This window comes from Citrobacter portucalensis (genome assembly GCF_002042885.1).
Classification (GTDB): Bacteria; Pseudomonadota; Gammaproteobacteria; order Enterobacterales; family Enterobacteriaceae; genus Citrobacter; species Citrobacter portucalensis.
Genome location: NZ_MVFY01000002.1, coordinates 189,552 through 209,678, shown reverse-complemented (window position 1 = coordinate 209,678; position 20,127 = coordinate 189,552). Strand labels below are relative to the sequence as shown.

General features: G+C 53.3%; 20 protein-coding genes. 8 read left to right on the top strand and 12 right to left on the bottom strand.

Annotated features, from left to right (window positions below):
* Positions 1-2: 2 nt before the first annotated feature.
* The 8 genes from BZK40_RS03785 to rppH all read right to left on the bottom strand — a co-directional run bounded on the left by BZK40_RS03785 (position 3) and on the right by rppH (position 6,579).
* Positions 3-326, bottom strand: a complete 324-nt coding sequence (locus BZK40_RS03785) for a prepilin-type N-terminal cleavage/methylation domain-containing protein (protein WP_008785708.1) — start codon at positions 324-326, stop codon at positions 3-5.
* A complete protein-coding gene (locus BZK40_RS03780; protein ID WP_079934179.1) occupies positions 311-718 on the bottom strand; it encodes a DUF2509 family protein in 408 nt (135 codons plus the stop codon). The genes BZK40_RS03785 and BZK40_RS03780 overlap by 16 nt, the downstream gene beginning before the upstream one ends.
* Complete coding sequence (locus BZK40_RS03775; protein WP_057067306.1) at positions 715-1,278, bottom strand: prepilin peptidase-dependent protein; 564 nt, start codon at positions 1,276-1,278, stop codon at positions 715-717. Before BZK40_RS03775 ends, BZK40_RS03780 begins: the two co-directional genes overlap by 4 nt.
* The gene (locus tag BZK40_RS03770; protein ID WP_048215628.1) at positions 1,269-1,739 is read right to left on the bottom strand and encodes a prepilin peptidase-dependent protein; all 471 of its coding nucleotides are present in this window, start codon (positions 1,737-1,739) and stop codon (positions 1,269-1,271) included. Before BZK40_RS03770 ends, BZK40_RS03775 begins: the two co-directional genes overlap by 10 nt.
* 183 nt (positions 1,740-1,922) lie before the next feature.
* Positions 1,923-2,717 carry a thymidylate synthase gene (thyA, locus tag BZK40_RS03765; RefSeq protein WP_003033990.1) on the bottom strand — a complete coding sequence of 265 codons (795 nt, stop codon included), beginning with the start codon at positions 2,715-2,717 and terminating at the stop codon, positions 1,923-1,925.
* 6 nt (positions 2,718-2,723) lie between these two features.
* Positions 2,724-3,599: a prolipoprotein diacylglyceryl transferase gene (lgt, locus tag BZK40_RS03760; RefSeq protein ID WP_003825606.1), complete on the bottom strand. Its 876-nt coding sequence runs from the start codon at positions 3,597-3,599 to the stop codon at positions 2,724-2,726.
* 190 nt (positions 3,600-3,789) lie between these two features.
* Positions 3,790-6,036: a phosphoenolpyruvate--protein phosphotransferase gene (ptsP, locus tag BZK40_RS03755; RefSeq protein WP_003825604.1), complete on the bottom strand. Its 2,247-nt coding sequence runs from the start codon at positions 6,034-6,036 to the stop codon at positions 3,790-3,792.
* Between the two features lie 12 nt (positions 6,037-6,048).
* Positions 6,049-6,579 (bottom strand): RNA pyrophosphohydrolase, encoded by a 531-nt coding sequence (rppH, locus tag BZK40_RS03750; RefSeq protein WP_003825602.1) that lies wholly within the window; start codon positions 6,577-6,579, stop codon positions 6,049-6,051.
* Positions 6,580-7,263: 684 nt separating this feature from the next.
* On the opposite strand from rppH, the gene mutH reads away from it, so the two are divergent.
* The 4 genes from mutH to BZK40_RS03725 all read left to right on the top strand — a co-directional run bounded on the left by mutH (position 7,264) and on the right by BZK40_RS03725 (position 10,258).
* Positions 7,264-7,959 (top strand): DNA mismatch repair endonuclease MutH, encoded by a 696-nt coding sequence (gene mutH / locus BZK40_RS03740; RefSeq protein WP_003033965.1) that lies wholly within the window; start codon positions 7,264-7,266, stop codon positions 7,957-7,959.
* 75 nt (positions 7,960-8,034) lie between these two features.
* Positions 8,035-8,748 (top strand): TerC family protein, encoded by a 714-nt coding sequence (locus BZK40_RS03735; protein ID WP_003033961.1) that lies wholly within the window; start codon positions 8,035-8,037, stop codon positions 8,746-8,748.
* Positions 8,749-8,892: 144 nt separating this feature from the next.
* Complete coding sequence (ygdR, locus tag BZK40_RS03730) at positions 8,893-9,111, top strand: lipoprotein YgdR (protein ID WP_000758660.1); 219 nt, start codon at positions 8,893-8,895, stop codon at positions 9,109-9,111.
* 106 nt (positions 9,112-9,217) lie between these two features.
* A complete protein-coding gene (locus tag BZK40_RS03725; RefSeq protein WP_003825597.1) occupies positions 9,218-10,258 on the top strand; it encodes an NADP(H)-dependent aldo-keto reductase in 1,041 nt (346 codons plus the stop codon).
* 330 nt (positions 10,259-10,588) lie between these two features.
* Here the strand turns inward: BZK40_RS03725 and lplT are convergent, their stop codons facing one another.
* On the bottom strand, positions 10,589-11,782 hold the full coding sequence (gene lplT, locus BZK40_RS03720; RefSeq protein WP_008785713.1) for a lysophospholipid transporter LplT: 1,194 nt from the start codon (positions 11,780-11,782) through the stop codon (positions 10,589-10,591).
* Positions 11,775-13,934 (bottom strand): bifunctional acyl-ACP--phospholipid O-acyltransferase/long-chain-fatty-acid--ACP ligase, encoded by a 2,160-nt coding sequence (gene aas / locus BZK40_RS03715; protein ID WP_003825593.1) that lies wholly within the window; start codon positions 13,932-13,934, stop codon positions 11,775-11,777. Before aas ends, lplT begins: the two co-directional genes overlap by 8 nt.
* Positions 13,935-14,531: 597 nt before the next feature.
* Here aas and galR point away from each other — a divergent pair.
* Together galR and BZK40_RS03700 are read left to right on the top strand one after the other, a co-directional pair.
* Positions 14,532-15,560 carry an HTH-type transcriptional regulator GalR gene (gene galR / locus BZK40_RS03705; protein WP_048215625.1) on the top strand — a complete coding sequence of 343 codons (1,029 nt, stop codon included), beginning with the start codon at positions 14,532-14,534 and terminating at the stop codon, positions 15,558-15,560.
* A gap of 13 nt (positions 15,561-15,573) precedes the next feature.
* Positions 15,574-16,584: a LacI family DNA-binding transcriptional regulator gene (locus BZK40_RS03700; protein ID WP_008785715.1), complete on the top strand. Its 1,011-nt coding sequence runs from the start codon at positions 15,574-15,576 to the stop codon at positions 16,582-16,584.
* A 78-nt stretch (positions 16,585-16,662) separates the two neighbouring features.
* On the opposite strand, the gene lysA is transcribed toward BZK40_RS03700, so the two are convergent.
* Positions 16,663-17,919: a diaminopimelate decarboxylase gene (lysA, locus tag BZK40_RS03695; protein WP_048215624.1), complete on the bottom strand. Its 1,257-nt coding sequence runs from the start codon at positions 17,917-17,919 to the stop codon at positions 16,663-16,665.
* Positions 17,920-18,037: 118 nt separating this feature from the next.
* Here lysA and BZK40_RS03690 point away from each other — a divergent pair, with 118 nt between their 5' ends.
* Positions 18,038-18,973: a LysR family transcriptional regulator gene (locus BZK40_RS03690; RefSeq protein WP_008785717.1), complete on the top strand. Its 936-nt coding sequence runs from the start codon at positions 18,038-18,040 to the stop codon at positions 18,971-18,973.
* Here BZK40_RS03690 and BZK40_RS03685 read toward each other — a convergent pair.
* The gene (locus BZK40_RS03685) at positions 18,945-19,652 is read right to left on the bottom strand and encodes an aspartate/glutamate racemase (RefSeq protein WP_079934178.1); all 708 of its coding nucleotides are present in this window, start codon (positions 19,650-19,652) and stop codon (positions 18,945-18,947) included. The genes BZK40_RS03690 and BZK40_RS03685 overlap by 29 nt on opposite strands.
* A gap of 141 nt (positions 19,653-19,793) precedes the next feature.
* Here BZK40_RS03685 and BZK40_RS03680 point away from each other — a divergent pair, with 141 nt between their 5' ends.
* Complete coding sequence (locus tag BZK40_RS03680; RefSeq protein WP_071446038.1) at positions 19,794-20,120, top strand: cupin domain-containing protein; 327 nt, start codon at positions 19,794-19,796, stop codon at positions 20,118-20,120.
* Positions 20,121-20,127: the final 7 nt, after the last annotated feature.

The window sequence follows — 20,127 nt, the reverse complement described above, 5'->3', positions numbered from 1 at the left end:
GACTACTGACGATTCGGGCAATGCAGACGCGTCATCTGACCCTGCCTGCCGAGGGGTGAAGAAATTATAACGTTGATGCTGACACATCCCGCTCTCGTTGTCTGCATTCGGTTAACCTGCCAGTTCACAGGCGATGAAAACGGGTACAGCTGGGTTTGCTGCCAGGCGTGGCGCCAGAGTTGCTGATACTGGTTTCTGATGATAAAGCTGTTCATTAGCACCCGCTGGTATCCTGACAACGCGGTCACAATCATTATCATTAGTACCATTGCCAGCATCACTTCCGGCAGACTAAAGCCACGCTGTCTGTTCAGGGGATCTGGCATAACGTCTGCTCCTTTAGCGGACAAAAATCGCTCCAGCCACGCGCCGAGAATTCTATGTTGCCATCAATAACCACCCCCTGACGCCATAACGATATCCCTTCATAGTGGGCAATAAGCAGAACAAAATTATTGGTAAGCAGGCGCAGGCAAACCGCGGCGTCCTGCGTGGGAACGCGCCGACACTGTACAGGGGGTTGTAAGCGCCAGGGCTGCATACGCCCCCATTCCATCCCGGATTGCACTACCGCCTGACGCTGCAGCGCCTGACTTTGTGTGACCACACGCGCAGCAAAACTGGCCTCCTGTCTGCTAACGCTTTGCAGCAGCAGACTACCGAGCACCAGCAGCAACAGGACCATTGCCAGAGAAGATACGCCTCGCTCACGGTTCACAGGTTGAATCCCGTAACGCTGTAGACCGCTTCAACAACTTTTTGTGGTTGGTCATTGCTCACTCCACGCAAACGCAGCGTAAGAAGCGGGGAATATCCGCTGAAATTCAGCCTTTCAACCTGGAATGCCTCAATCTGCATCGTGGCCGGATCGGTCATTTTCTCCCATCCTTTGCCAGTGCAGCCGGTGGCTCCACGCACGGTTTCCAACACCTTGTCCTGTAAACGAAACCCAATAGAATCAGCCTCTTTCACGGGACTGCTTTCCCAAACGCCATTGCTGTTGGCATCCCATCGGGCAATAACACAGTCTCCCTTAGCCGATATCACCAGTCCCTCTCCGACACAGTTTCCCCGGCAATACCCCGCCCGCTGAAGATGCTTCGCCACGGTGTAGACCCGCTGCCATATTTCATCTTCCAGTACTAACTGGCGCGTGTTACGCAGAATCTCTCGCTGTAGCGCCGGTAAAAATCGTGCTGAGCTAAGCAATAAAATACTGCTAATCGCCATGGCAATGAGCATCTCCAGCAGTGAAAATCCCCGTTCATTTACTGACATAATCTCGCCTCATCGCGCTCGCAAAGCCTGATTCGTCCCCAGCCAGACACCACCACGCGCCATTCCCCTGCCGTATTTTTCAGGCGTATATGTCCGGCCCATGCCGTATTGCGCAGTCCAAAAAAGGCCAGTGAAGGTGTTATCTCTGCCATTTCGACGTCGTCCCAGGGCGATGTAAAAACCAAAGACGAAGCGGGTCGACACGTGGTTTGCGAAGCCGCAGAGCTGACAAAACACCATGATGTGCCATCCCGAATCACGCTTATCACATGATCGCGGTTACGCCAGTTAGCATCTTCACGCAGTTGCAGCAGGTAGTCCCGCACCTGGCAGGCGGTCTGCCACAGCCGCTGTTGCTGCTGCCAGCGCTGCCAACCATACAGTCCAGATGCACCAAGCGCCGCGACAATCAGCATCGCAATCAGGGTTTCGAGAAGCGTGTAACCTTGTTGTTTTTTCATGTCGCCAGTATGGCGTGAGGAAAATGAATAACGAGCGGGAAATTCGGTTTCTACGGCGAGCTATGGGGAATATTTAGCACGTTACAGGCCGTTGCAATATTTCAGGAATCCACGCCGAAGAACGCGATTTGAGACAAAAAAAACCGACGCACATGGGCGTCGGTTGTGACAGCATGAAACAGGTTAGATAGCTACCGGTGCTTTAATACCCGGGTGCGGATCGTAGCCTTCAATTTCGAAGTCTTCGAAGCGATAGTCAAAGATTGATTCAGGCTTACGTTTGATAACCAGTTTCGGCAGCGCGCGCGGTTCACGGCTAAGCTGCAGATGCGTTTGATCCATATGGTTGCTGTACAGGTGCGTGTCGCCGCCGGTCCAGACAAAATCACCCACTTCCAGATCGCACTGCTGCGCCATCATGTGTACCAGCAAAGCGTAGCTGGCAATGTTAAACGGCAGGCCGAGGAACACATCGCACGAACGCTGATACAGCTGGCAGGAGAGCTTGCCATCCGCCACGTAGAACTGGAAGAACGCATGGCACGGTGCCAGCGCCATTTTATCCAGCTCACCGACGTTCCATGCGGAAACGATGATGCGGCGAGAGTCCGGATCATTTTTCAGCTGGTTTAGCACGGTGGTGATCTGGTCGATATGGCGACCATCTGGCGTAGGCCACGCGCGCCATTGTTTGCCGTAAACCGGGCCTAAATTACCGTTTTCATCCGCCCATTCGTCCCAGATTGAGACGTTGTTTTCATGCAGGTAGGCAACGTTAGTATCGCCCTGCAAGAACCACAGCAGCTCATGAATGATCGAGCGTAAATGGCAGCGTTTAGTCGTAACCAGCGGGAACCCTTCCTGCAGATTAAAACGCATCTGATGACCAAAAATGGAAAGCGTTCCGGTTCCGGTACGGTCGTTTTTCTGTGTGCCTTCATCCAGCACTTTTTGCATCAGTTCTAAATACTGTTTCATGGTTCCTCAGGAAACGTGTTGCTGTGGGCTGCGGCGGTACGCCCAAACCATCATAATAATGCCTGCGACAATCATCGGGATAGAGAGAATCTGCCCCATGCTGATGTACTGTACCCAGGTGCCGGTAAACTGCGCATCCGGCTGGCGGAAGAATTCAACAATAATACGAAACGCGCCATAACCAATCAGGAACAGACCGGATACCGAACCCATCGGGCGCGGTTTGCGAATGTACAAGTTCAGAATGATAAACAGCACAACGCCTTCCAACGCCATCTCATAAAGCTGTGAGGCGTGGCGTGGCAGCGAGCCGTAGGTATCAAAAATAGACTGCCATTGCGGGTTAGTTTGCAGCAGTAAAATATCTTCGGTACGGGAGCCGGGGAACAGCATGGCGTACTTGAAGTTCGGGTCAACGCGTCCCCACAGCTCACCGTTGATAAAGTTGCCCAGACGCCCTGCACCCAAGCCAAACGGAATCAGCGGGGCAATGAAATCAGAAACCTGGAAGAACGAACGCTTAGTGCGTTTGGCGAAGATGATCATCACCAGGATCACACCGATAAGTCCACCGTGGAAGGACATACCGCCGTCCCAGACGCGGAACAGATACAGGGGATTATCGAGGAATAACGGGAAGTTATAGAACAGTACGTAACCAATACGCCCACCGAGGAAAACCCCGAGGAAGCCCGCATACAGTAAGTTTTCTACTTCATTTTTGGTCCAGCCACTGCCCGGACGATTCGCGCGGCGCGTCGCCAGCCACATCGCGAAAATAAACCCCACCAAATACATTAAGCCGTACCAGTGAAGCGCGACGGGTCCGATTGAGAAAATGACCGGATCGAAATCCGGAAAATGCAGATAGCTACTGGTCATCTGTCACCACAAGTTCTTGTTATTTCGCTGAAGTCAGACAGCAATTGATAAGCGCGCCTGCATAATGCAGGCGCTCCAAAGGTGCGAATGATAGCACAAGGGGTTAGAAGCGGATGCCGGGAAGATGTAAAAGATCTGTATAGGTAATCTCTATCCCCCGTAATACCTGATAGCGCTACGCTTGTCAGACCTACAATCCCCCGCGAATCAAGCCCCCCATGCCACGACGCTCCATGAAGGCCGCTACCTGATGGCGTACTTCTGTTGCCATCTGTGCCTCCAGGCTGCGCTGCGCCAGCGTTTGCGCCTCATCAAAATCGATATGACGCAGCAGATATTTTACGCGAGCGACAGAACGACCGTTCATCGACAAATGACGGAAACCGAGACCGATCAGAATAGCCACGCACATCGGGTCGCCCGCCATTTCACCACACAGGCGCAAATCGATACCGCTTCTTTCGGCTTCCTGCGCAATCATCGCCAGCGCACGCAACATCCCCGGATGCAGGCTGTCATAAATGCTGGCTACCCGTGTGTTGTTACGATCGACGGCCAGTATGTACTGGGTAAGGTCGTTGGTTCCGACCGAGATAAAGTCTATCCGGTTTGTCAGATGCGGCAGCATGAACACCATCGACGGAACTTCCAGCATGATGCCAATGCGCGGTTTCGGGATCTCGTAACCGATCATCTCCTCCACTTCGCGTCCGGCGCGTTCAATCAAACGTCGCGCTTCGTCCACTTCATCGATGCTGGTTACCATCGGCAGCAAAATGCTCAGGTTTCCGGTTGCCGCATTCGCACGCAGCATAGCGCGAACCTGGATCAAAAAGATCTCCGGCTGATCGAGCGTTATGCGGATCCCTCGCCAGCCAAGGCAGGGGTTCTCTTCACTGATCGGCATATAGGGCAGCTGTTTATCGGCGCCGACATCCAGCGTACGCAGGGTCACCGGCTTGTCGTTAAACATTTGCAGCATCCCCTGATACTGCGCAACCTGTTCTTCTTCCGAAGGAAAACCGCTTTGCAGCATGAACGGAATTTCGGTGCGATACAGGCCAATGCCGTCGATTCGGCTACCCAGCTTTTCTTCATGTTCCGGGCTGAGGCCCGCATTGAGCATCACCTTCACGCGCTCGCCGCTTTTCAACTGTGCTGGCTGGTTGACGTCGTCTTCCGCCAGGCGGCTCAGCTCAATTTCTTCACTGATAAGACGCTGGTATTCCTGGATCAATACCGGTTCCGGATCGACCAGCAGTTCACCGCGATAACCGTCCACCACCAGCGTACGGCGATGCAGTACCGACGGCTGGATATCGGCCCCCATGACGGTAGGGATACCCAGCGCACGCACCATAATTGCCGCATGAGAGTTGGCTGCGCCGTCCCGGACAACCACGCCAACTAACCGGTCCTGAGGAAGCTCCGCCAGCGTGGTCGCCGAAAGTTCGTCCGCCACCAGCACAAAGCGTTCCGGCCAGGCATTCGGCCCCTGGATAGAGTCATCAAGGTGGAACAGCAGGCGCTGGCCCAGCGCGCGTAAATCTCCGGCCCGCTCTTTGAGGTAGTTATCGCTCAGCGCGGCGAACTGTTCGGCAAACTTTTCAATGATCGTTTTAACCGCCCACTCGGCCACCGAACCGTTATCCACTTCCGCAAACAGCTCGCGGCGCAGACGGGTATCGGAAAGTAAGTGCGAGTAAAGATCAAAGATCGCCGCCGTTTCTTTCTGCGCCCCAGCGGTAAAACGCTTGCTGTAGCGGCGGAATTCGTTCGCCGCCTCTTCCAGCGCACCGGTCAGTCGCTCGCGTTCAAGCACAGGATCCAGCGTTGAAGCCTGGTAGACCTGTTCCATCAACGGCAGCGTCGCATCCTGCCAACCTTCGGCTATTGCCACACCGGGAGCGGCAGGCAGCGCACGGATGCGCGTTTGACGGTACTGGCCGAACAGCGCGTTTAGCTGCGACTGCGAAAGTATGGCCGCCATTTGCGTGGCGAGCGTGACGAGGAAAGACTCTTCACTTTCATCGTACTGACGCAGTTCACGCTGCTGCACCACCAGCACACCTAAAAGCTGGCGACGCTGAATGATCGGTACGCCTAAGAATGCACGAAAACGCTCTTCTTTTACCGAAGGAATGTATTTAAAGCTGGGATGTTTTTGCGCATCGGCGAGGTTGATAGGTTCCGCCAGCCTGCCAACCAGGCCAACGATACCTTCATCAAACGCGAGTGCGACAGTGCGACCACGTGGTTTTTTTAGTCCCCGGGTCGCCATGAGGTAATAACAACGTCGATCGTGATCGGCCAGATAAACCGAACAGACCTCTGTATCCATCGCAAGACAGATGTCGGTAACCAGTATATTCAGCGCTTCGTTCAGACGCGGAGCACTGGCCACCTTTTCGACTATTTCGCGCAGGCGGGTGAGCATAATTTGCGTAGCTTAACCTCTTTTACGTCTGTATGCAGGTGCGCTTTGCGGTTTAGGAGTGCTCTCCTGAAGCGCCATGACAACACTTGCGAATTCTTTCATCACCCTGCGATAGACATCGCGTTTAAATGACACCACCTGTCGAACCGGATACCAGTAACTCACCCAGCGCCAGCCGTCGAACTCAGGTGTACTGCTGGTTTGCATATTGATTTCAGCATCGCTGCTGACCAATTGCAGAAGAAACCATTTTTGTTTCTGGCCGATACAAACCGGCTTCGTGTCCCAACGCACCAAACGTTTCGGTAACTTGTAACGCAACCAGTTACGAGTAGAAGCAAGGATCCGTACATCTTTACGACTGAGACCCACTTCTTCAAAGAGTTCCCGGTACATCGCCTGCTCTGCTGTCTCTCCTGCGTTGATCCCACCTTGTGGGAATTGCCAGGAGTGCTGACCAAATCGCCGGGCCCACATGACCTGCCCCTGGCGGTTACAAATTACTATCCCTACATTCGGGCGGTAGCCATCGTCATCAATCACCGGACTACCTCAACATAAACCTTATATACAAACGATTGTTTCACACTCCTGAGGGGCGGTAAACCACTCTGTTAAGGGTGCGATATTCTAATAACAATTGAATAACTCACAGTTAAAGGCCGAGTTATAAACAGAAGAAGGGCAAGCAAGGCGATTTTATTCACCTTTTCTGTGGATATAGTTGTGAAGAAGTACGGAATTACTATGGGAAAACCCAGAACAGTCCGAATAAGACATTCGTCACATATCAAAAATACTCTTATACATTCATAAAGTTAAAACCGTTCCACGCAGATAAACACACAGAAATGTGATGTGCATCACGCATACGATCTTCACGCTGATGAAAGATCGACCAGCGTTGGTTTTATCCACAGATTATGCCAATAAGTTAGGCACAATTTGTGTGAAAATTCGATTTTCGTCGCACGTCAAGGCTGTAAATTGAAACAGTAGTGGGGGTTTTTCACAGTTATCCCATCTTTCTGTGGATAACATGGTGTAAGATCCTGTTCATTGTCAGTGACCAGAATTGGAAAACCCGCTTCGCTGTTGCGCAACTCTGCGAACGTGAATCTAAAAACCAATATAAATCATAGAATTGAATAAAGCATGTGGAAAAAGATAAACTCTGTCCACACGGTATAAAATCATTGCTCATTTTTTCACCTAAGGGTTAACCCGATGCCAGAACTCCGTCCGTTGCTTTCTCCCCCTGAATCTGAAGCCCAGTTGCTGAGCCAGGCACGGCAGCTTTCGGGCTACGCGTTAGGAGAATTAGCGGCAATGGCGGGAATCGTTACGCCGAAGGATCTTAAGCGCGATAAAGGCTGGATTGGCGTCCTGCTGGAAATCTGGCTCGGTGCAAGCGCGGGCAGTAAACCAGAGCAGGATTTTGCGGCGCTGGGCGTGGAGCTGAAAACGATCCCTGTGGACAGTCTTGGCAGACCGCTGGAAACCACCTTTGTGTGTGTGGCGCCGTTAACCGGCAATACCGGCGTCACCTGGGAAACCAGCCATGTACGGCACAAACTCAAACGTGTTCTGTGGATCCCGGTAGAAGGCGAACGCAGCATCCCTCTGGCTGAGCGCCGCGTCGGCTCTCCCCTGCTGTGGAGCCCGAATGAAGAAGAAGACCGGCAATTGCGTCTGGACTGGGAAGAGTTAATGGACATGATTGTGTTAGGACATGTCGAACGCATCACCGCTCGCCATGGGGAAGTACTGCAACTGCGTCCTAAAGCCGCCAACGCCCGCGCGCTTACCGAGGCCATTGGCGCCAACGGCGAACCCATCCTGACCCTGCCACGCGGCTTTTACCTGAAAAAGAACTTCACCCGCGCATTGCTTGAGCGACATTTCTTGTTCCAGGCGCAATAGGCACCGTCCGGCCTTTCACCCGCCGCGTTACGGGCCTATAATTACCGCTTCTTTTTTTTGGCAGGACTTTGTTCGATGTTATTTGCATGGATAACCGATCCTAACGCCTGGCTTGCGCTCGGTACGCTGACGCTGCTGGAGATCGTTCTTGGGATCGACAATATTATTTTCCTTTCTCTGGTTGTAGCCAAACTCCCGACAGCGCAACGCAATCATGCCCGACGTATTGGGCTGGCGGCGGCGATGATCATGCGTCTGGCACTGCTGGCTTCTATCGCCTGGGTAACGCGGCTGACAAACCCGTTATTCGAGCTGTTTGGCGAGGCGATATCAGCACGCGACCTGATCCTTCTGCTGGGGGGATTGTTCCTGATCTGGAAAGCCAGTAAAGAGATCCACGAATCCATTGAAGGTGAGGAAGAGGGGTTAAAAACCCGCGTATCTTCTTTCCTGGGCGCGATTGTGCAGATCATGTTGTTAGACATTATCTTCAGTCTGGATTCCGTGATTACTGCGGTTGGTTTGTCCGATCATCTGTTTATCATGATGGCGGCGGTGGTGATTGCCGTAGGCGTGATGATGTTTGCTGCTCGCCCGATTGGTGAGTTTGTCGATCGCCACCCTTCGGTAAAAATGCTGGCGCTCTCGTTTCTGATTCTGGTCGGTTTTACGCTGATTCTGGAAAGTTTCGACGTCCACGTTCCGAAAGGATATATCTATTTCGCCATGTTCTTCTCTATCGCGGTAGAGACCCTGAACCTGTGGCGTAATAAAAAAAATCCGCTCTGATGAAATCCATCGCTCCCCGCAAGGGGAGCGAATGCCAGCCACACCTACCCCTTCTCACAGTTTAAGATTTTACTGCTTTCACCCTGCACAACTTCGCGTTATTACTAAACTATTGTCAGACGCAGGCCATGTGAGGATAAGCAGATGAAAAAATGGGCAGTTTTGATTTCCGCCGTAGGACTGGCTTTTGCCGTTTCCGGATGCAGCAGCGATTATGTAATGGCGACAAAAGATGGTCGAATGATCCTGACCGATGGAAAACCAGAAATTGACGATGATACCGGTCTGGTGAGCTATCACGACCAGCAGGGCAATGCGATGCAGATTAACCGCGATGATGTGTCTCAAATCATTGAACGCTGATGGTTGAGGTCAGCAGCGCGCTGGCCTTAACAATTTTACTTCCCTTTTTCTCTTCCCTCAGCCATTTTTATAATCCTTATGTCGTGATTATAAAAAGGAAACGGCTATGCAATATCACCGTATACCCCACAGCTCGCTGGAAGTCAGTACACTGGGGCTGGGCACAATGACGTTTGGTGAACAAAACAGCGAAGCCGACGCACATGCACAGCTCGATTATGCCGTAGCACAGGGCATTAATTTGATCGACGTTGCCGAGATGTATCCGGTACCGCCGCGTCCTGAAACCCAGGGTCTCACCGAAACCTACGTAGGTAACTGGCTCGCCAAACACGGCAGCCGCGAAAAGCTGATCGTTGCGTCTAAGGTCAGCGGACCATCACGTAACAACGACAGCGGCATTCGACCGAATCAGGCGCTGGACCGTAAAAATATCCGTGAAGCGCTGCACGACAGCCTGAAAAGACTGAAAACCGATTATCTGGATCTGTATCAGGTTCACTGGCCGCAGCGCCCGACCAACTGTTTTGGTAAGTTAGGCTACAGCTGGACAGACTCCGCGCCGGTCGTTTCCCTTCTCGATACGCTGGACGCTCTGGCCGAGTTTCAGCGCGCCGGGAAAATTCGCTACATCGGCGTTTCTAATGAAACCGCGTTTGGCGTGATGCGCTATCTGCACCTGGCGGACAAACACGATCTGCCACGCATCGCCACCATCCAGAACCCCTACAGCCTGCTGAACCGCAGCTTTGAGGTTGGACTGGCTGAAGTGAGCCAGTATGAAGGCGTTGAGCTGCTGGCTTACTCTTGCCTGGGCTTCGGTACGTTAACCGGGAAATACCTGAACGGCGCGAAACCTGCCGGTGCACGCAATACGTTGTTTAGTCGTTTCACGCGCTACAGCGGCGAGCAGACGCAGAAAGCCGTTGCGGCCTATGTAGATATCGCGAAACGCCATAATCTGGATCCTGCGCAAATGGCGCTGGCATTCGTGCGTCGTCAGCCGTTTGTCGCCAGCACTTTGCTGGGCGCCACGACGATGGAGCAGCTAAAAACCAACGTTGAAAGCCTGCATCTGGAGTTGAGCGAAGAAGTACTGGCAGAGATTGAAGCGGTGCATCAGGTGTATACCTATCCTGCACCGTAACAGTTAGCGCCTGATGGCGCTACGCTTATCAGGCCTACAAAGTGAACGCCCTGTAGGCCGTATACGGTAACGCCGCCATCCGGCACATTCATAGCATACTCATCTCGCACCGTGACGATTAGCGCCTGATGGCGCTACGCTTATCAGGCCTACAAAGTGAGCATCCTGTAGGCCGGATAAGGCAACGCCGCCATCCGGCACATTCATAGCATGCTCATCTCGAACCGTGACGATTAGCGCCTGATGGCGCTGCGCTTATCAGGCCTACAAAGTGAGCATCCTGTAGGCCGGATAAGGCAACGCCGCCATCCGGCAACAGCATACAACAGACTAATGGCGGCGCTGCCAAATCCACAGCGCCGCAATCGCCAGCGCAAACAGTGCACCAAATCCAATACCAATCGCAACAGCCGGGATCCCCACCAGCACCGCCAGTGAGTAAATACCGAGCATCAACAGCATCGCGCTGTTTTCGCCCAGGTTTTGCACCGCTATCGCATTACCCGCGCCGACGCTTTTCTTACCCCGTTCCTGCAGCAACGCATTCAGCGGTACCACAAAGAAGCCACCCGACACGCCGATAAGCATCAGCAATGCGTAAGCCGGAAGCAGCGAATGTTGAAGAGAGAAAATCAGCACCACGACGCCAATCAGGATCCCCGCAGGCATACAGCGCGACACGGTTTCCAGCGTTACGAGCTTCGCTGCCGCACCCGCACCGACCACAATCCCGATTGCTACCATGGCATTGAGGTAGGTCGGTGTGGCGTTATCGGTGATGCCGAGCGCCACCGGGACCCACAGCACCAGCAGAAAACGCAGCGTAACACCCGCGCCCCAAAAAAGGCTGGTTCCCACCAGCGAGAAACGCGTCTCGCCATTACGCCACAACGATGAAGCAGCACAGAAGAAACTGCGCGTCATTTTCCCCAGATGCCAGGACTGGCCAGGACGAGCCGCGGCCAGTTTCGGGATATACAGGTTAGCCACCACCGCGCCAGCATAGGCCAGGGCACAGGCAGAAAGCGCGGCAATCACGTGCCAGTCGGCCAGAACGCCGCCGGCGACAGAACCGAGCAAAATCGCGGCAATGGTGGAGGCTTCCATCAGGCCGTTAGCCTTCACCAGTTTGTCGCCGGTAGTCAGTTCACCGAGAATGCCGTACTTGGCCGGTGAATATGCCGCCGCGCCGATCCCCACCAGCGTATACCCAAGAAACGGATTAATGCCGAAGCAAATACTCGCCGCGCCCAGCAGTTTCAGAGCGTTCGCGAACATCATCACTCTGCCTTTGGCAAAGCTATCCGCCACCTGTCCCACAAAGGGAGCAAACAGAATGTAAGCGCCCACAAACACCATTTGCAGGATTGGCTGACTCCAGTCCGGATAAAATTGCTCCTTCAGCAACGCCAGCGTAGCAAACAGCAACGCGTTATCGCCAAACGCCGACAGAAATTGCGCGGCGATAACGGACATCATCCCTTTGGACCAGATTGAAGTGTTAGTGTGCACTGACTCACTCATGTTGTTTTTCCGGCTCATCGACCCAGCTTTTCAGCGTAACAAAATCCGGCTTACCGCTGCCGAGTAAGGGGAGTTGCTTCAGATGGCGAATATCACGCGGTACGGCAAGTTCAGGTACACCGTGCGCCCGCGCATACTGCTGTAGTTTTTCACGTGTCAGCTCGCTGTCGGTAGTGAACAGCACCAGCGCCTCACCTTTGCTGGCATCACTCTTGATCGCCGTGGCGTGCATTTTGTCTGCGGATACCGCCAACGCCAGTTGCTCAACCATTTCCAGCGAAACCATCTCTCCGGCAATTTTAGCGAATCGCTTAGCGCGCCCCTGAATCTGTACAAAGCCGTTTTCATCAAAGCGCACGATGTCTCCGGTGTCATACCAGCCGCGCTCAATCTCACCTTGCGCATTTTCTGCTGTCGGCACTTCCAGCACGCCAGGTTTTTCGACGCGCAAATAGCCGCTCATAATATTAGGACCTTTCAGCTGTAAACGCCCACCGTCCTCAATTCCCGGAACAGCCAACAGTCGAGCATCCATACCAGGCAAGATGCGCCCTACCGTTCCCGATTTTGCCGCCATTGGTACGTTAATCGACACAACCGGCGCACATTCCGTCACGCCATAGCCTTCAAGAACGCGCAGGCCAAATTTCTCCTGCCACAGCTGCTTTGTGCTGTCCTGAAGTTTTTCCGCTCCCGCCACCACATAGCGCAGGCGGTGGAAATCGTACGGATGCGCAAAACGCGCGTAGTTGCCGAGGAACGTTGAAGTACCAAACAACACGGTGCAGTTCCGGTCGTATACCAGCTCTGGCACAATGCGGTAATGCAGCGGGCTGGGATAAAGAAACACTTCTGCGCCAGTCAGTAGCGGCGTGAATAATCCCACCGTCAGGCCAAAGGAGTGGAACAGCGGCAGCGCCGACATAAAACGGTCATCGGCGGTGAAATCGGCAATCGTTTTGATCTGCTCAACGTTCGCCAGAATGCTTTTATGACTGTGAACCACACCTTTCGGATGGCCTTCTGAACCAGAAGTAAAGAGGATCACCGCAGCGTCTTCCGGCTGCTGCTTCACCTGCGCCAGATGCGGTGCCAGCAGATGTGAGAAAATCCACAGCTTATCGCTAAAGGTCACATCAGCTTTTAAGTCTTCCAGATAAACCCAACGCACCTGGGTGAGCTGTTCCGGTAAATGCCAGAGTTTGCCTTTATCGAGAAACTGTCGGGATGTGAAGATCGTTTTAATTTCAGACGCAGTAATGGCACTGGTTAATCCTTTCACGCCCGCGGTGTAGTTCATCATGGCCGGAATGCGTCGGCGCGCAATGGCGCCAAAAATGACCGCTGCGCTGATCCCCGCGTTTGGCAGCATCAGGCCGATTTTTTCACCTTCGACGCTGTATTTTTCCAGAATACGGGCCACAAAGAGCGTCTTTGTCAGCAGCTTGCGGTAGCTGTCCGGGGTAAAGTTAACATCTTCAATGCAGTTTTTGCCTGCGCCAAAACGGTATTTCGCCGCCAGCAGCGACTCGTATAGCGTTTCACGCGGACGAACCGCCATGCGTGCTTCCATCATAATTTGATGCAGCATCTCTCCGGCAATTTTGCGGCGATCGCGAGCACGCGGAGCTTCCGGCATCGGCAGTTGTGTCGGCGGTAGGATGTGTAAGCGGATGCGCGGGAAGAATCGCTGTTTAACCAAACCTTTCAGGCGGCTAAAGCGGGAAAGCTCCGCGCCTTCAATGCGCACAGGAACCACCGTCGCCCCCGACTTAGCGGCAACAAACCCCGCGCCGTCATAAATTTTCATTAACGAGCCGGAGGTCGAAATACGTCCTTCCGGGAAAATAACCACCGGACGGCCCTGTTCGACCAGACGAACCAGATGTTTAATCGACATCGGTTTGGTTGGATCTAACGGTACAAAATCAATCAGCGGGGTTAGCCAGCGCATATACCATTGCTGGCTGATCGAGGTGTAAACAGCGAAGACGGGACGAATCGGTAAAAAGAGCGCCAACAGGATGCCGTCTATAAATGAGACATGGTTGGGAGTGATTAGAACGCGTTCTCCCTGTAGCGCGCTGACATCGCCCGTGACGCGAACGCGGAAAAGCACGCGAAACAGATTACGAAAAAAGCCAAATAGCATCTCAACTCCCTGTGCCATTAATTATATAAACATCAATGGTGGGAGAGTATACGAGTTGGGGAATTGGCGCGACAGGTAACTGGTAAATACAATCCGAAAAAAAACCTGCGCATCCGCGCAGGTTGGTGCAAGAGACAGGTACGAAGTGCGTACCGAATAATCTCACCAATCAATACCTCTGGGATCTTGATTGTGGTCGTCAGCAGCCAGATACGCCAGTGCGAAAACGCAAAGAAATGAACCCAAATGCAACGAGTTGTGTAAATTATCGGTTACTGTTACAGATAGACTGAAGGTAAAAAAAAACCTGCGCATCTGCGCAGGCTGGTGTAATTCTAGTGATCAACCCGAAAGTTGATTTCACCTATCAATACCTCTGGGATCTCAACTCTAGCAATCTGCTCAGTTCTCTCACCAGCGAACAATCGCAACAGCACATCGCAAAGTGTAAGCAAAAATTAGCATTTTCTATTTTCTGTCTTACTTCGCTCGTTTGCGCTCACATTTGCGACGTTCTGACGGGCAATCTGCTTGAACAGCCAGCCATTTTCCGTAACACTGACGGAATGTAAGCGTTTACCCACAACAGGTACTATCATGGCGACCATAAAGGATGTAGCCCGACTAGCTGGTGTATCAGTCGCCACCGTTTCTCGAGTGATTAATGATTCTCCTAAAGCCAGCGAAGCATCGCGCCTGGCCGTAACGAGTGCAATGGAATCACTCAGCTACCACCCCAACGCCAATGCGCGTGCGCTGGCACAACAATCCACTGAAACCATCGGTCTGGTGGTTGGAGATGTGTCCGATCCATTTTTTGGGGCAATGGTTAAAGCTGTCGAGCAGGTGGCGTATAACACCGGTAATTTTTTACTGATTGGTAACGGCTACCATAACGAACAGAAGGAACGACAGGCGATTGAACAGCTCATTCGCCACCGCTGCGCAGCCCTTGTTGTCCACGCGAAAATTATCCCGGATGCTGAGCTGGCATCACTCATGAAGCAAATCCCCGGCATGGTATTGATTAACCGAATTCTGCCGGGATTCGAACAACGCTGCGTTGCCCTTGATGACCGTTTCGGCGCCTGGCTCGCGACCCGACACCTCATTCAGCAGGGCCATACGCGCATTGGTTATCTGTGCTCCAATCACACGATTTCAGATGCGGAAGATCGTCTGCAAGGCTATTACGACGCGCTGGCAGAGAGCAATATTCCTGTCAGCGATCGACTGGTAACGTTTGGTGAACCGGATGAAAGCGGCGGTGAACAGGCTATGACCGAGTTACTTGGCCGTGGCAAAAACTTCACTGCGGTAGCCTGCTACAACGACTCAATGGCGGCTGGTGCCATGGGCGTATTGAATGATAACGGCATTGATGTGCCGGGAGAAATCTCGCTGATTGGTTTTGATGATGTGCTGGTTTCCCGCTACGTGCGCCCGCGTCTGACCACGGTGCGCTACCCGATCGTGACGATGGCAACCCAGGCTGCCGAACTGGCGCTCGCGCTGGCGGAGAAGCGTCCCGTGCCTGAAATTACCCACGTTTTTAACCCAACTCTGGTGCGTCGCCATTCCGTTTCGACGCTGACAGAGCCGGGGAATTCATCGTCAAACGAATAACCAGGATAGCGTTATGACTACGATGTTGGACGTTTCACGACACGCAGGCGTCTCAAAAGCGACCGTTTCGCGCGTACTGAATGGCACGGGTCAGGTAAAAGAGAGCACGCGCCAGAAAGTGTTTAAGGCCATGCAGGCACTTGATTATCGGCCTAATTTTTTAGCGCGCTCTTTGGCAAACCGCACCAGCAACAGCATTGGTCTGGTAGTTTCCACATTTGATGGATTCTACTTTGGCCGCCTGCTGCAACAGGCTTCACGCCAGACGGAATCTCACGGCAAGCAGTTGATCGTCACCGACGGCCACGACACACCAGAGCGTGAGCAGGAAGCCGTGCAAATGCTGGCGGACAGGCAGTGCGACGCCATTATTCTCTATACCCGCTATATGAGTGAAAAGGCGATTATGTCGTTGATGAACAGCATTGCTATGCCCTTGCTGGTCATCAACCGTGATGTCAGCCAGGCCCGCGATCGCGCAATTTTCTTTGAACAGGAAGACGCGGCCTATCAGGCGGTCAATTATCTGATCTCGCAGGGCCATAGCGATATTGCTTGTATCACTGTGCCTGGCCATACGCCTACCGGTAAATCACGCCTGATGGGGTATCGTAAAGCGCTGGAAAAAAACGGTATTCCCTGGGATCCCGATAAGGTCAAATACGGCGACTCCACGATGACGCGAGGCTATGAGGCCTGCCGTGAACTGCTGGAGGAAGGGGTGAAATTTAGCGCCCTGTTCGCCTGTAACGATGACATGGCATTAGGCGCATCAAAAGCGTTACATCAGGCCGGGCTAAGGATCCCAACGGACGTCTCACTGTTTGGTTTTGATGATGCGCCCAGCGCCAAATGGCTGGAGCCGGGGCTGTCTACCGTTTATCTACCGATTGATACCATGATAACCACGGCAATCGACCAGGCTATCCGGCTGGCCAACGGCGAGAGCGTCGAGCCAATCCCACCGTTCACCGGCAAACTGGTACTACGTGACTCAGTAACGCTCGGGCCATACTTTAAGTAATCAAATGCCGGATGGCGGCGCAGTTAATCTTGTAGGCCGGATAAGCGTAGCGCCATCCGGCATTTCACAACGCTGTAATCAGATTAATTCCAACGCTAATAGCTCATCAATGGTCTGGCGACGGCGAATCAGCCGCGCCACGCCGTTATCGAACAAAACTTCCGGCAGCAGCGGACGGCTATTGTAGTTTGACGACATTGACGCGCCGTACGCCCCGGTATCATGCAGCACCAGATAATCGCCCGGCACCACCGCAGGCAACAGACGGGTTTCCACATTTCCGCCTTCCTGCTGGGTAAACACGTCACCAGATTCGCACAGCGGCCCGGCTACCACGGTTTCCCGTTGCGGTGTGTGCTCCAGAGAGCGACCATCTCCTGACAGCGCTGAGATATGGTGATAGCTACCGTACATGGCCGGGCGCATTAGATCGTTGAAGCCCGCATCGATCAGCACAAAGTGACGGCTACCCATTTCTTTTACGCTACGTACCTGCGCCACTAACACGCCAGCTTCCGCGACCAGAAAACGACCAGGCTCTATCTCAAGCGCGATCGGGTGACCCAGGTGTTTAGCAATCTGTTCACGCGCAGCGTTCCACAATCCAAAGTAGTGATCGGTATCGATCGCCTCTTCGCCTTCGCGATACGGGATTGATAAACCACCACCTGCGGAGATCGCCTCCAGATCCTGGCCAAATTCAACCACCTGGCGCACCATCGCACCGCACACCTGCTCCAGATGCGCATAGTCCACGCCGGAGCCGATATGCATATGAATCCCCACCAGCTTCAGCTTATAGCGCTGAATCACCTCCAGCGCCGCGGGAAGATCGCTATACCAGATCCCGTGCTTGCTGTTTTCGCCGCCGGTATTGGTTTTCTGACTGTGCCCATGCCCAAAGCCAGGGTTTACGCGTAGCCACACGCGATGGCCCGGCGAGACCTGGCCCAGTTGTTCCAGCATATCCACCGACCCGGCATTTACCGGAATGCGCAATTCATGCACCCGCGCAAGCGTCGCTTCATCAATCATATCGGCGGTAAAGACGATTTCATCTTTCCCCGGTACGAAGCCTGCCGCCAGCGCACGTTCAATTTCGCCAAGCGAGACGGAATCAACCTTCACGCCCTGCTCGCGCATCAGGCGCAAAATATGAATATTCGAACATGCCTTTTGGGCGAAACGCACCACGTCAAACTGACTCAATTTGGCAATCTGCCCGCGGATAATCTGAGCATCATAGACCCACACCGGGCAGCCGAATTCGGCAGGCAGGCGCAGCAGGTTGTCGGCGGTCAGGTCAGTGTCAGTACTATTGAGTGGGCGTGGCATGGTGTGCTCCGGTATTGGCTTTTTTATGATTACGCCACAGTCCGAAAAGAATAAAAAATATCGTTTTATCGTGAGTCTATGCAAAAATGATATGGATTGATTCATTCGAGGATTGCCCATGCCCGCCGTTAACCTGCGACACATCGAAATTTTTCACGCCATCATGACGGCAGGTAATCTGACAGAAGCCGCGCGCATGCTACATACCTCGCAGCCCACCGTCAGCCGGGAACTGGCCCGATTCGAGAAAGTGCTGGGATTAACGCTGTTTGAACGTACGCGTGGCCGACTGCATCCAACCGTGCAAGGGTTACGTCTGTTTGAAGAGGTGCAACGTTCGTGGTATGGCCTGGACAGAATTGTGAGCGCCGCCGAAAGCCTGCGCGAGTTTCGCCAAGGCGAATTGTCGATTGTTTGCCTGCCGGTATTCTCACAGTCTTTTTTACCGCCGCTGCTGCAGCCATTCCTCGCTCGCTATCCACAGGTCAATATTCAGATAGTGCCGCAGGAGTCACCGCTGCTGGAAGAGTGGCTGTCGGCGCAGCGCCACGATCTGGGGTTAACGGAAACGCTGCATACGCCTGCCGGAACGAAACGCACCGAATTGCTGGCGCTGGATGAAGTGTGCGTGCTGCCGCAGGGCCATCCGCTGACTAAGAAAGCGGTGTTAACGCCGCAGGATTTTCAGGGAGAAAACTACATCAGCCTGTCGCGCACCGACAGCTACCGTCAGCTACTGGATACACTGTTTAATGAGCACCAGGTGAAGCGCCGCATGGTGATTGAAACCCATAGCGCCGCTTCAATTTGTGCAATGGTACGGGCAGGTGTGGGGATCTCGGTGGTGAACCCACTGACCGCGCTGGATTACGCCAGCAGCGGAGTCGTTATCCGCCGCTTCAGTATTTCGGTACCCTTTACAGTCAGCCTGATTCACCCGCTTCATCGCCCCGCCTCGGCGCTGGTTGATGCTTTTACGGCGCATCTGCAAGCCCATCTACCGAGGCTTATTGACCCGCTGGAGGCTATTTTGCATCCGCAGCCGAAAGCATAAACGCCACCGCATCTTGCGCATGGATTGCCGCGGTGTCGAAAACCGGTAGTGGGCTTAGCTCGGTGGGAACCAGCAGACCAATCTCGGTACAGCCAAAGATCACCCCTTGCGCCCCCTGTTTCGCCAGTTGGTCGATGACGCCCAGGTAATAATCGCGGGAAGCCTCGCTGAATTCACCGAGACACAGCTCATCGAAAATAATCTGGTTTATTTTCTGACGATCAGCAGCTTCAGGGATCAACGTGCTAATGCCGAATTCAGTCTGTAAACGCCCGCGGTAAAAATCCTGCTCCATGGTGTAACGCGTACCCAGTAGCGCCACGTTGTTCATCTGCTGCTTTTGTATCGCCCGCCCCGTCGCGTCAGCAATATGCAGAAACGGCACATCACAGGCGCTTTCAATCGCCTCAGCAACTTTGTGCATGGTGTTGGTACACAGCACAATTCCTTGCGCCCCGGCTTGCTGTAGCCCTGTGGCGGCCTGCGCGAGGATCTCACCGGCTCGCTGCCAGTCACCGCTTGACTGACAGGCTTCAATCTCGTGAAAATCCACGCTGTGCAACAGAATCTGTGCCGAATGCAGGCCACCCAGACGCTGTTTTACCCCTTCATTAATGAGTCGGTAATAAGGAATGGTAGATTCCCAGCTCATACCGCCTAACAGACCGATCGTTTTCATCATTTCCCCTGACTCGTTGTTGTCTCTCCAGTGAACCAAAGATGTGATCAACTTTCCACATCTGTTGGCGTGCATTTCTTTTTTTAATTTTCTGATATAGCTTTAATGAAACATTGTTTTAATTAATTACAGGAAGGCCGGATGTTTATTTTTCATAAAGAGACCACGCTTGACGATCTGGGCAATGGCGTTACCCGGCGCATTCTTGCTCACGGCGGTAACATGATGGCGGTTGAGGTGAACTTCGAGCAAGGCGCAATCGGCCCGATGCACAATCATCCGCATGAGCAGCTGACTTACGTGTTGTCCGGTGAGTTTGAATTTACCATCGGCGAAGAAAAGCATGTCGTTAGGGCAGGTGATACCCTGTATAAACAGCCCAACATTATGCATGGCTGCGTCTGCTTAAAACCGGGAACGCTGCTGGATACCTTTACCCCAATTCGCGAAGATTTTCTGCACGGGTAAGGTGCTA